This window comes from Nostoc sp. MG11 (assembly GCF_014904695.1).
GTDB lineage: Bacteria > Cyanobacteriota > Cyanobacteriia > Cyanobacteriales > Nostocaceae > Komarekiella.
On the sequence record NZ_JACXXN010000005.1, the window covers coordinates 344706 to 356908 of the forward strand.

A 12203-nucleotide genomic window follows, 5' to 3' on the forward strand; every position below is an offset into this window, starting at 1 on the left:
AAGGGGGAAAGGGTAAAGGGGAAAATTCCTTCAGGAAAGCTTTGGCGAGAGTGGTAAATGCTCTCGCTGCTACAACTTAGAACAAGAAGTTATCGGCATTAGCTAAAGTCGCTTGGTCTAAACCTTGTACCGTCACCAGAGTAGTGGAACGACCTCGACCCCCTAAGCCATCTGAGTCGATGAGCACAGTGGTATTGCTGCCCTTAGTCCCAAAACTCAAGTAGCCTTGTGTAGTGGCACTTTCGTAGTTGAGGTTGTCGAGATTCAAGCTTTGGAATAGTGTGAGCAAGGCAATCTTGTCTGTACCAGCTACAAAATCAGTAATTTCATCTCCCGCATCCCGGATACTGGTGTAGACAAACTGGTCACTGCTAGCACCACCCGTAAGGATATCTTTGCCTTTGAAGCCAGTGATGATGTCAGTGCCATTGGAGCCAACTAGGGTGTCGCGTCCTGACGTGCCGTTAATTAGCTGATCGTTGTCTGTAATACTGACATTTATAGAATTAATTGCAATGTCGTTGTAACTGGCATCAGCGCTGGCTGCCGTTAGGGTCAGCGTGCTAGTGTGATTGCCTTCTACAACATCATCATCCACGGCTGCCACGGTGATAGTCTGAGCCTGATTCCAATTGGCAGCGGTGAAGGTTAGGGTATTGACATCGGCGGTAACTTGTGCAGTGAAATTGATAGCGATCGCCACATCTGCGGTGGGTTGGCTAGTCAGCGCTACGGTGTAAGTATCCGTTGCTCCGCCTTCTGTGACATTGGTGCTGCCATCTGTTTCCGCAATTATTACACCTGCGTTCAGGGTAGCTAACTCAATCTGCACCACTCGGATGTTGTCCGTTGCATCTGTTTCGCCCTGGATACCGTCCCCAAAATATTCGTTTTCATATCTGCCATACAAGTCGTAATCCGCTACAAAGATCAGGTAGCCATTACTTCCTGCATAATTGGGAATGGTAAGAGTCTGGTTAAGTGTATAGCTAGCCCCTGCTGCTAGTGGTGTTTGCTCCCCTGTCGATGCCTCTACCAGTTGCAAATCAAAGACATCTAAATCATCGTCAGTTGAAAAGAAAATAGCATCGTTCCAATCAGCTGGAGCATATACTGTTCCCTGGTTGGTAACTGTCCAGGACACATCAACTGTCCCACCTGTGACGGCTGGTGTTAAAACTTCAGCATCAGAAAGCACCAAGTTTGGGGCGCTCAGGTTAATTGGTATCGCTTGCAGGATATTGCTCTCTTCGTAGCTTAAAGGTTGGCTAATAGACAAATTATCAGTTGTAATTACCAGGTAGCGATGGCCTAGAAAGTTAAACGGTATGTAAGAGTTAATTTCGTTACGAGGAAGAAAAACATCAGCGCTGGCTGTATAGCTAGCTCCCGGTGCTAGAGGAGTATCCCCTTCTGACAAACGGTGGCCTACACTGAAAAAATTGCTCTCTCTAGGTATTGCTTCTAAGTACCGATCGTATGAAATGTAAATCTCGTCCTTTAAGTCAGCAAAAGCGATCGCATCACCTTGGTTGGTAACAGTCCAAGACACACGGATAGTCTCACCCAACACCGCAGATGTTGGGGCGGTGATATTAGAAATGACTAAATCTGGGGTGCGTAAGGTAATTGGTTGAGCAAATACATTGTTGCCCTCATTTGTTTCGCTCAGGTTGTTAATTCTATCTGTGCTAAAGAGCAGATAGCGGCTATTTTTTCTAGCGTAGTAGGGAATAGTAATATTCTGGGTGATTGTATAGCTATCCCCTGCTGCAAGAGGTGTATTGTTTTCTGAAAATCCGTTGGTGACAGAGATATCGTTACCGTAGTAATTCTCGTAGATATCTCTGTCTAGAAATTCGTCATCTGAAAGGTAAATGTTGTCATACCAGTTAGCGGTAGCGATCCCATTACCCTGGTTGATTACAGTCCAGGATACATCTAAGCTCTCGCCCACGGTGGCAAATAGTGGGGCTGTCACAGAAGACACTATCAAATCAGGTTTAACCATAAATAATCTGTCTCCGATTTATTTAAAAAATCTATTTTTTGCAATTAGTGGAGGTTGAAAAGCCTCTCTGCTTTACAGGCTACGGTGTACACACATCTCTGTACAAAACCAAAATCGTTGTATATCCTCCTAAATCCCCCTTCAGAAGGGGGACTTTGAGAGGTTTTTGCCCCCCTTTTGAAGGGGGGTTGGGGGGATCAAAAGCCTGTGGGGCAACTCTAAAAGATTTGTGTGTACACCGTAGGCTTTACAGGGGGAGGCTTGTGGACGTGTGGATTTTACTGATATCCAACTATTTGTCCTCACACAGCCCTCAGAAAGTTGGTGCTATTGGGATAACGGTTTCATTTGTTACTAGTTTTAACTGATATGGTAAGTTGAGAAACTTGGTATTTACCACTTCTTTATAAAGCTCTAAGTCTATTTGCCAGCTACCAATTATTTGCGATAGCTTAGCCAAACGTTGGCTCTGATTCTCTTGGGCGATCGCGTGACTGAAACTAGCAGTAAATAGAACTATAGGACGTACTGTTTTATCTGGCAGTTGTAGCCCAGCTTCATTGATATCTAAGCTTAGTTGCGCCTCTTCAAGAGTATAATTAAACCGCATTGCAGCTTGTACAGGAGCTTTACCAAACTCATGCCACGGCCCAGGATTCAGCAATGTTTTAAAGATATAGTTACGCGCTGTGTTGTTCTGCTGCTCAAATAAAACATGTCCCCGAAAATTAATCGATACCTCTTGATACTCTAGTTGCGTCAATGTCTCCGAATATTTCCGAGCGATCGCTGGGATTTCTACTTCTTTTAATTCTTTAGTAGCTATTAGTTCGATGAAAATAATCTTGTTGACTTGGGCAATTATATTGATGCCGTTTTGGAACTTCACTTGAGCAGCAGAATTCATCAAAATCGGCGCTTGTGATAGTTTCCAGTCACTAGGAACGATGCCACTATATTTGAGAAAATCTGGAGTTAAAATTATTGGATTGTGCTGTTTAGCTGCGATCGCAATGCTAACTTCCTGGATATTTAGACTTTGATTCATCTGTTTTTTAACTTTCTATAAATTTAATCTGTACAGAAAAAATTAAGTTCAATTCCTATACAAATCTAGGTAGTAAAAATCTGCGGTCTTTTCGACCCCACCATAATTTCAGTCATGTTCTTATTTTTGGAATTTTATTGAGATAACTTCTCAAAATTTTGTAAGTAAACACTAATACAATTTATCTTATTTAATACTTTTTGCTAGCAAAACTACTTAAGTAGTTTATAAGCTATGTGGGTGTAATAGAATCCACTTTAGTGTAAATTTACTCATTTCTTTAAAAAGAAAGCATTTCCTAAAATATTTTCGAGAAAGATAAATTTTTCATAAAGTGCTACTCAATAGTTATTGGAATAAGTATAATTACTTGATAAACTAAAAAAAGTTAAACTAAAAGAGCCGCAAGTTTCCCATTGCTGTCTTTACGTAAAATCTTTAATAAAAACCGATATAGCGTGTATATTTTAAAATAGGCTGTCAAATCAATATTTATTTAGTTGCGAAAAAGGGGTTAGCTGGCCTTAACTCGGCGGACTAACACAAGAGCTCTCACTGAGTGGGCTACAGTATAGCTTCCTTAATGAACCAGTTATTTATATATATATGCCCGAAAGCTAATGACTGAAACGATCCAAATTGGTAATCGTACAATCACAGCTAGTGAACTGATTCCCTTACTGGCAAGTTACCTTATGCTGCCGCACTTGCAGCGGGAATTAATAATTGACGAAGCAATTGAGCAAATCTCACGCTCCGCGAACGCAGTAGTAGTAGAATGCACACCTGAAGAAGTAGCCCAAGCTCAACAGCAGTTTTACGCTGAAAAACAGTTAAATAGTGAAGCTGACATCCAAGCTTGGATGGCATATCAAGGGCTGACTGCCGATCAACTTGAAGCTGTTACTACTCGCAAGCTGAAGATTGAAAAATTCAAGCAAGCTGTTTGGGGTAATAAACTAGAATCCTACTTTTTTCAGTGCAAGGCAAAACTGGACAAAGTTATTTACTCTCTGCTACGAACACAGGATGTGGGAATTGCTCAAGAACTCTACTTTCGGATTCAAGACCAAGAAAATTCCTTTGCCGAAGTAGCGCGGGAATATTCACAAGGGCCAGAAGCCCAAACTGGCGGTTTAGTGGGCCCGATTGAACTGAACGCACTACATCCAGTAATGGTGCAAATGCTTTCTAGCAGTCAACCGGGTCAAATATTGCCCCCGGCTCGTGTCGCCGAGTGGTTTGTGATTGTGCGGTTGGAGAAATTCATCCCAGCAAAACTAGATGAACCCATGAAAGTACGCCTGCTGAATGAACTCTTTGAAACCTGGCTAAAGGAACAGCAAAAGCAAATTATGTCTGCTCCAGCTGATGACAGAATAATTACTAATTCGTAATTCGCCCTGGGGCTAAGCCCCGCTGCGCTAAAGTAATTCGTGAGGCAGCTCGGCCTTGGTGGTTCTCCCAAAGAGGAACTGCTCAACCCGGAGGGTAATTCGTAATTAGTGATTCGTTAATTATGAATTAATTTGTTGAGGTACAACGAAAAGTCGGAGCGGAAAATGCGGTCTTGGGGTCTGATGCCACTTCGGCTTAGTTTTAGCAACGGAAAAATTTTGCGCGTTAAGGCTGAAAAGCTCACAGCATAGTGGTTATAACTAATCAGCCTTTGCTTTTTACCCTTAGCGACTCAGCCACCAGCCGTATGGCTCCCGTAGAACTTTCTTGCTGCACGAGCCGCCCCTGGAGCTGTACGAAGCCAGGGGAGCTTACAGCGCCTGGCTCATGGGCCGGAACAGGATCTCTCGTTCACGTCTACCTCTTCCAGCTGGCCCATGGCGAAGGAGACCGCCCGCGCGAATGAATCAGCAGGATATAGTTATCTGCCTTGCACGTGTTGCCTTGCTTAGTGAGCTACGGAATGCAACCAGAGAACACATTTTTTGCTGCTCAGCGACCGGTCATTTGCTCCAGCTTTTCGGGATACCGAGCGCCTTGCACCGCGATCTTGGAGGCGGCGTCATCGATGTCACGCAGATCGTCGGGCGTGAGTTCGATTGAGACTGCCCCAATGTTTTCGTCCAAGCGATGCAGCTTCGTGGTGCCTGGGATAGGCACTATCCAAGGCTTCTGGGCCAGCAGCCAGGCGATCGCAATTTGAGCAGGTGTCGCTTGCTTCTGTTTGGCGATGTTGCCGAGCAGATTAATCAAGGACTGATTCGCCTTGAGAGCCTCCTTAGTGAAGCGAGGCAGGGTGCTGCGGAAGTCGGAGCTATCGAAGGTTGTGCTTTCATCCATCTTGCCAGTGAGAAAGCCCTTGCCCAACGGGCTGTACGGGACAAAGCCGATGCCGAGTTCCTCAAGGGTCGGTATCACCTCCTTTTCAGGAGTCCTCGTCCACAGCGAGTATTCGCTCTGGAGAGCAGCGATCGGCTGAACCGCGTGTGCGCGACGAATCGTTTGCACTCCTGCTTCAGAGAGTCCAAAGTGCTTCACCTTACCTTGCTGAATCAGTTCCTTCACTGCTCCAGCAACGTCTTCGATCGGCACGTTCGGGTCAACCCGGTGCTGATAGAGCAGGTCGATTGTCTCGATTTTAAGTCGCTTGAGCGAGCCTTCCACGGCCTGCTTGATCTGCTCCGGCCAACTATCCAATCCTGGCGCACCCTTCATTCCACGGGGATCGGAATTAGGACTCAGGTCGAACCCGAATTTGGTGGCGATCACCACTTGCCCACGGAAGGGAGCAAGGGCTTCGCCCACAAGCTCTTCATTCAAGAACGGGCCGTAGACCTCGGCGGTGTCAAAGAATGTAATGCCGCGATCGACGGCGGCCCCCAGAAGAGCGGTCATCTCCTGTATGTCTTTGGGCGGGCCATAAGAAAAGCTCATTCCCATGCAGCCAAGCCCGATAGCCGAGACTTCCAGATTACTGTTTCCAAGTTTGCGCTTCTGCATTTTTTGAACTCCTGTCTTTGAATTAAAGGTGAATTAAAGGTCGCAACTGTCCTACTCTAAGATCAGGTCTGGTATTGTTCGTCGCTGACCTGTTCCATTTAGTCCACGGTCTTGCCGTCGAGTTCTGAATGGCGATGTGCATCATGGACGTGGATTTGACGCGATCGCTAGAATAAACCGTCCGTTGATTTCGATAGCTCTTCATTAGCGCGCGTCGCCTGCAACCGTTCCTCGACAGCCGTTGCGATCGTCGCGAGGGCGTCGCTGCCGGCGACGAATAGCTTCGGCGGATTCTCCATTCCGGCGATTTTGACCAGAGCATCGCCCAACTTTGCCGGATCACCCTGCTGCGTGCCGTGATAAGGCGACCACATCTCTTGGGCGCTGCCAAGAGCCGCGTAGTCCTCAATGACATTGCTTGCCCACCTGGTGTTGCCGGCATCCAGAAGGTTCGTGCGGAAGAAGCCCGGCTCGACCACCGTGATCTTGATACCGAACTGCTCGACCTCGGTTGCCACCGACAGCGAGAGTCCTTCGACCGCGAACTTCGTCGCAGCATAGGCGGCGCAGTGCTTCAGTCCGACCACGCCAGCAACGGAGCTGATGTTGATGATGTGGCCCGACCGCTGCTGACGCATAAGCGGCAGCACCGCGCGCATGACGTACACCACACCATAGAAGTTCGTAGCGAACTGGCGTTCGATGTCGTTCGTGGTCATCTCCTCAAAATTACCAAGCAGGCTGTAGCCCGCATTGTTAACCAAAACGTCGATGCGACCGAACTGCTTCACCGCCTCATCGACGCCTGTTTTCGCCTGTACCTCGTCGGCAACATCCAACTGGACAAATGCAAGATTCTCGCTAGTAACGTCGCGCAAGGCATTACGCACTTTGTCGAGGTTTCTTCCGGTCGCGACTACACGATCGCCGGAGTGCAATGCCGCCTTGACGGTTCCGGTGCCAATACCGCTACCAGCGCCTGTGATCAACCAGACTTTGCTCATAATTATTTTCCTTTTACTCGAACTTAATCAAGCCCTGTATTGTTCATTGCTCGTTATCATCGCCATTGCGGGTGTAATAATCGCCAAAGCAATTGGCAGACAAAAACCTTTGAATGTGCAGTTGATCTTTGGGCGATCGCTCATACATTTGATTGATCGTCTCGCCGAACACAGCTTTTATTAGTTTAAAATCTGCTCAGTCATGGATCTTTCTGGTGCTCAACGCTTTTACGATGGCGGGATCGCGATGGTCAAAGAAGGCGCTTTGCTTGCTATCCAACATCGCAACTGCATCCATGTCGGTAGCCTTGGAACGTTCAGTTCTTTGAAGGTGCCTCTACACCCGAGAAGACCAGCACTGCGTTTGGGAGGCGCGCCCCACGGATCTGGATCGCCGAAACAGACTGGTTCAGTTCGGCAAGTTCGGCAGGTGTGAATCGAACGGCAGCCGCGCCGATGTTCTCGATCATATGCGCCATCTGTGTCGTACCAGGGATGGGCACGATCCACGGTTTCTGCGCCATCAGCCATGCCAGCGAGATTTGGGCGGGAGTGGCTTGTTTTCGCACGCCCCAGCTTTTTATCAAGTCAACAAGCCTCAGGTTGTGGGGCAGATTCTCTGGCGAGAACCGGGACTCAATGCCGCGAATGTCACCGTCAGCGAACCGCGTATTTGCGTCAATGGCGCCGGTCAGAAAACCCACGCCAAGCGGACTCCACGGGACGAAGCCGATGCCCAGTTCCTGGCAGAGCGGGATGACTACATCTTCGGGCCCACGCCACAGCAACGAGTACTCGTTCTGAACGGCGCTAATGGGCAGCACGGCATGAGCGCGGCGCAATGTGTTCGGCCCCATCTCGGATAGACCCCAGTGCAAAACCTTGCCTTGCGCCATCAGATCCTTGACCGCGCCGGCGACATCTTCGATTGGCACCTGCGGGTCAACTCGGTGCTGGTAGAGGAGATCGATGCGGTCGGTGCGAAGGCGCTTGAGCATCCCCTCGACGGCCAATTTGATATGGTCGGGGCGGCTGTTGAGTCCCGGACGGCGCTTGCCCGTTTCGAGATCGATGTTCCAGCCGAACTTGGATGCGATCGCAACCTTGTCTCGGAACGGCGCTACGCCTTCGCCGAGTATCCGTTCCACCTCATGAGGACCGTAAGCCTCCGCCGCGTCGTAAAAGGTGATGCCACGATCAAAGGCTGTCCGAATGATGTTGAACATCTCGGATCGGGTGGGGATCGTCTGTTGATAGGTGCGGCTCATGTTTTGAACGCCGAGTCCGAGGGTCGAGACTTCCAAAGAGCCGAGTCTGCGACGCGCCATTTGCTGTGACTCATTGGCGTTTTGTCCTGTGGCGCCCTGCGCCCCGGTAGTTTGTCCGGCTTGCTGGGCCTGCGCGGTCGTGTCCCGGCGAGCCAGCACCGACGCTGCGGCCAGTCCTAGTCCCGCGCCGAGCAACTGGCGACGATTTGGCATAGGAGGGCCGTCTTCTCTCTTGGGGTCGTTTCGTGTTTTGTTCATGTCAGTGACACCTCCTTTGGGCTGTAGCGCCCCAGTTATCTACAATAAAATCGTTCCGCGTGTAGCCCTTTGTTGTCTTCAGGGGCTTAGGTGTTGCGTTTGGCAGTTCCTAACATTTTCACCATGTCGGGGTCGCGATGGTCGAATAAGCTGCTCTTCTTCGTGTCCAGCGAGATAATCGCATTCATATCTTCGAGACTTAGCTCAAAATCGAAAATGTTGAAGTTCTCAACCATCCTTTCCGTCCGAACGGATTTCGGAATCGCCACCACTCCTCTTTGTGTCAGCCAGCGCAGAATCACCTGGGCAACAGTTTTCTGGTATTTCCCGGCGATCGAAAGTAGTAGTTCATTGCTGAAAATGTTGTTCTTACCTTCCGCAAAGGGTCCCCAGGATTCGATCTGAACCTTGTTTTCCTGTAAAAATTTTTGGGTTTCAATTTGCTGGTAGAAGGGATGGGTCTCGATTTGATTTACCGCCGGAACCACTTCGTTATGAATGATAAGGTCTATGAGCCGATCGGGATAGAAGTTGCTGACACCGATCAACCCTCTCGATACAACTCTTGCATTGCCCGCCACGCACCGTAAACGTCACCGTAAGGCTGATGTATCAGATACAAGTCTAGGTAATCCAATCTCAGCTTGTCTAACGATCGTTGGAAAGCCTTCTTGGTGCTTTCGTAATCGGCATCCTGAATCCAGAGCTTGGTGGTGATGAAAATCTCGTCTCGCGCCACGCCGCTCTTTTGGATGGCTTTGCCGACGGCTTCTTCGTTGCCGTAAGAAGCCGCCGTGTCAATCAGACGGTAGCCGATTTCAATCGCGTCCGAGACGCTTCTTTCGCACTCTTCCAGATCAGTCATTTGGAAGACACCAAATCCCAAAATGGGCATTTCCAACCCGTTGTTCAAGACAACTTTCTGCATAATTTCTCCTTTGAGGTGTCATCAGTTGAAATACATCCGGGTCGTCCGCCCTATCCGGCTGGTAACTGTGAAGCGTCATTTCGAGACTGCTCTTTGATCCGTTGGATCGCAGCGTTGAATCCGTCGGGCGTATTGCTGGAACCTGCGAGGCGATCCACTTTCACCTCGTCGATGCGCTTCCCGACAACGACCACCGGAATCGCGGCAGCAAAGCGGCGCTGCAAGTCGAGGGATGTCGGGTTCGTCGCATGAGGAGTAACTCTGACGCTGGTGATAACGTCGTCGACCAAGGTGACAGTCACCGTGATGGACGAGGGGAGGCCCCCGTATTGACCAGTCGCCGTGAAAACGCCATCTTCGTAGGCGGAGTCTTCACTCATTGCCCATCTCGAACGGCTGACACCGGCACCAGAGGCAGAGGTCGAGCGCTCGACTGCCATATCCGTCGTCGAGCATGAGGCTATGACAAGGGACACGGAGATCCCTGCTATCGTCGTGACTATAATCCGCTTGCTCAGGGTAGTCATACTTTCTCTTTGTGAGTTGGTTGGCTGTGTCGTACAGTCAAGCATTCTGCTGCGGGTTGCGCTTTCACGAGAATATCTCGCCGTCGAAGTTTTGCGATATCTCAGCGCGGCCATCAGCAAACATCCGCACATACGAGAACCGGAAGACCTCTGCCAGATGCTCCGCCCTTGTGAAGAAGAGCGCCGTCGCCAGTCCATCGGCGATCGCAGCCTCGTCGGCGACAACCCACGTCGCGACCACATCGCGCACCGGGACGCCCGTCCGGGCATCGAGCACGTGGTGCAGTTTGTCACCCCAGGCGCGTCTGCTGACCGCAGATGCACACAGGGCGCGGTCTTTCAGGTTGGTCACGCCAATCACCAGATGGGGGGCGAACGGGTGTTCAAGCCCGACTTGGATGCTGGCCTCACCCGAATGACGGAGGTCTCCACTACCGTCGATAACGAACTGGGTGAATCCGGCCTCGCCAAGGATCTCAGAGACGATGTCCACGAGGTAGCCCTTCCCCGCCGCTCCGACATCGATCACGAGTGGACGCCGCGTGATGAGCGATGTGCCGTCCCGGATGATGTCCTTCGACCAGGTAGCTCTCCCTTGATCGTGCGCCTCGGCTCGCACAAGGTCGGACGCGGGCGTAAGCGAGTACATCCGGTCGTAGCCAAGGAGTTCGAGGTCACGGCCAACAAGCGGGTCTACGGCACCTGCGGTAGCCGTGTGGAGCTGTTCATAGAGATCAAAGAGAGCAACCGAGTCGTCGGAGAAGTCGAAGCAACCACCGTCAGAGGTGGCGGCAACCCGAGACACGAGGGAGTCCGGGCAAAACTGCGAGTACGTGGCGTCGAATTGTTGGATTCGATTGAGAATGCACTGCTGCAAGCGACGGGTTAACGGCTTGTACGTTTCGATCTCCCATTGAGTTCCGATGGCCTCGAACGTGAACACGAACCTGCTGACGCTAGCATTAGGCTCAAATGTGACACTGGCTCCAGACGTGCGTGCTGGATCGTGTGCCTCGAGCAGGGGGTCAATGCGTACAGTGCCGATAAAATACTCAGCCGGCCCTTTGGCGGAAGGCTGTGAGCCACTTCTTTTAATGTCCATTTCCTTAATTCCTTCACTTGATGCCAGTTTGGTGGCTAGCAGGCAAGCCTCTTGCCCAATTAAAACTGAGTTTTCTCTTAAATAAAAATCTAGAATGCTGACAAGAAGCCGAAATCATTTTTCCTTGCTTTAGCTTCATTCTAAGAATCCTGAAGAATAAGGAATAGAACGATCGTCTAAGATAGTTGTACAATCCTGCAAACTTAGAAATGAATGCTGCCAAAACGAGTGAAAAGTCCGATATCGATTTAATGAACGACCCGCAGGCAAAGCGCGAGGTAGACAGAGCGCAAGCCAACAGAGACGAACTGAAAGAGCGGATTGCACAGGCTATTCGTCATGATGGGACGATTGAGCCGCTGAAAGGATTACACTTCAACCGCTCCTCCTCGCCTTCGGAATGCATTCATAGTGTCTCTATCCCTGCCTTTTGTGCGATCGCTCAGGGCAGCAAAGAAGTTCTTCTGGGCAGCGATCGCTATCAGTGCGATCCGATGCATTATCTGCTTTCTACGGTTAAACTGCCGATTGTCAGCCAAATTCTGGAAGCGTCAAAAATGAGTCCCTTGCAGTTCCAGAAACAACTGCGGCTCCAGGAGGCTCGCCGTCTGATGCTGGGGAAAACCTTGACGCTACCAGTGCTGCCTACCGTGTGGGGTACGACGATGCCTCGCACTTCAACCGGGAGTACAAGCGGCTCTTTGGTACACCACCGATGCGCGATGTGGAAAGGCTGCGAGAAGCTGCTAGGGAGACTGCTAGTTCAATATGATCTCCTCAAGATGCCCTAATCTTGCCAGAAATCGCTAAAACATTGTGGAGACAGCTCTGTGTAGCGCACCGTATGCTAGATTTTTTTATGCTCCAGATAGTGTCGAGAAGGTGATTCAACAATTGAAGCAAGAAGTACAGTTTCCAGGGGACGAAGAGTTGAAACACATCTGGCCCACTCGTCATGCTCACATCAATATCTACGGGCGGTATCACTTCAACCGAGAGCTTCTTGGTAAGAAGCAGCAACTCCGAGATCTCCGCCAGCGGGGGTTTCAGCCTTAACGACCAAAATTTTTCCGTTGCTAAAACTAAGCCACTTCCTACA

General features: G+C 49.8%; 13 protein-coding genes. 3 read left to right on the plus strand and 10 right to left on the minus strand.

The window, feature by feature from the left end; translation table 11 throughout:
* Window positions 1-76: 76 nt before the first annotated feature.
* Both HCR01_RS10605 and HCR01_RS10610 read right to left on the minus strand, forming a co-directional pair.
* Window positions 77-2011 (minus strand): CARDB domain-containing protein, encoded by a 1935-nt coding sequence (locus HCR01_RS10605; RefSeq protein ID WP_193196167.1) that lies wholly within the window; start codon window positions 2009-2011, stop codon window positions 77-79.
* Window positions 2012-2324: 313 nt separating this feature from the next.
* Window positions 2325-3059: a hypothetical protein gene (locus HCR01_RS10610; protein ID WP_193196168.1), complete on the minus strand. Its 735-nt coding sequence runs from the start codon at window positions 3057-3059 to the stop codon at window positions 2325-2327.
* A 620-nt stretch (window positions 3060-3679) separates the two neighbouring features.
* On the opposite strand from HCR01_RS10610, the gene HCR01_RS10615 reads away from it, so the two are divergent.
* Window positions 3680-4456: a peptidylprolyl isomerase gene (locus HCR01_RS10615; RefSeq protein ID WP_193196169.1), complete on the plus strand. Its 777-nt coding sequence runs from the start codon at window positions 3680-3682 to the stop codon at window positions 4454-4456.
* A gap of 553 nt (window positions 4457-5009) precedes the next feature.
* On the opposite strand, the gene HCR01_RS10620 is transcribed toward HCR01_RS10615, so the two are convergent.
* From HCR01_RS10620 to HCR01_RS10650, 8 genes are all read right to left on the minus strand, one after another.
* On the minus strand, window positions 5010-6017 hold the full coding sequence (locus HCR01_RS10620; protein ID WP_193196170.1) for an aldo/keto reductase: 1008 nt from the start codon (window positions 6015-6017) through the stop codon (window positions 5010-5012).
* Window positions 6018-6184: 167 nt separating this feature from the next.
* The gene (locus tag HCR01_RS10625) at window positions 6185-7021 is read right to left on the minus strand and encodes an SDR family oxidoreductase (protein ID WP_193196171.1); all 837 of its coding nucleotides are present in this window, start codon (window positions 7019-7021) and stop codon (window positions 6185-6187) included.
* Between the two features lie 43 nt (window positions 7022-7064).
* Window positions 7065-7193 (minus strand): hypothetical protein, encoded by a 129-nt coding sequence (locus HCR01_RS39915; RefSeq protein ID WP_264299897.1) that lies wholly within the window; start codon window positions 7191-7193, stop codon window positions 7065-7067.
* 145 nt (window positions 7194-7338) lie between these two features.
* On the minus strand, window positions 7339-8547 hold the full coding sequence (locus HCR01_RS10635) for an aldo/keto reductase (RefSeq protein ID WP_226889243.1): 1209 nt from the start codon (window positions 8545-8547) through the stop codon (window positions 7339-7341).
* Window positions 8548-8633: 86 nt separating this feature from the next.
* On the minus strand, window positions 8634-9128 hold the full coding sequence (locus HCR01_RS39920) for an aldo/keto reductase (RefSeq protein ID WP_320073100.1): 495 nt from the start codon (window positions 9126-9128) through the stop codon (window positions 8634-8636).
* Complete coding sequence (locus tag HCR01_RS39925) at window positions 9092-9475, minus strand: aldo/keto reductase (RefSeq protein WP_264299898.1); 384 nt, start codon at window positions 9473-9475, stop codon at window positions 9092-9094. The genes HCR01_RS39920 and HCR01_RS39925 overlap by 37 nt, the downstream gene beginning before the upstream one ends.
* Window positions 9476-9525: 50 nt before the next feature.
* On the minus strand, window positions 9526-9855 hold the full coding sequence (locus HCR01_RS10645) for an FMN-binding protein (protein WP_193196172.1): 330 nt from the start codon (window positions 9853-9855) through the stop codon (window positions 9526-9528).
* A 211-nt stretch (window positions 9856-10066) separates the two neighbouring features.
* On the minus strand, window positions 10067-11104 hold the full coding sequence (locus HCR01_RS10650; protein ID WP_193196173.1) for an FAD:protein FMN transferase: 1038 nt from the start codon (window positions 11102-11104) through the stop codon (window positions 10067-10069).
* Between the two features lie 209 nt (window positions 11105-11313).
* Between HCR01_RS10650 and HCR01_RS10655 the strand changes: the two genes are divergently transcribed.
* Both HCR01_RS10655 and HCR01_RS10660 read left to right on the plus strand, forming a co-directional pair.
* Window positions 11314-11895 carry an AraC family transcriptional regulator gene (locus HCR01_RS10655; protein ID WP_226889244.1) on the plus strand — a complete coding sequence of 194 codons (582 nt, stop codon included), beginning with the start codon at window positions 11314-11316 and terminating at the stop codon, window positions 11893-11895.
* Window positions 11896-11920: 25 nt separating this feature from the next.
* Entirely contained in the window at window positions 11921-12160 is a 240-nt protein-coding gene (locus HCR01_RS10660) for a hypothetical protein (RefSeq protein ID WP_193196174.1), read from the plus strand.
* Window positions 12161-12203: the final 43 nt, after the last annotated feature.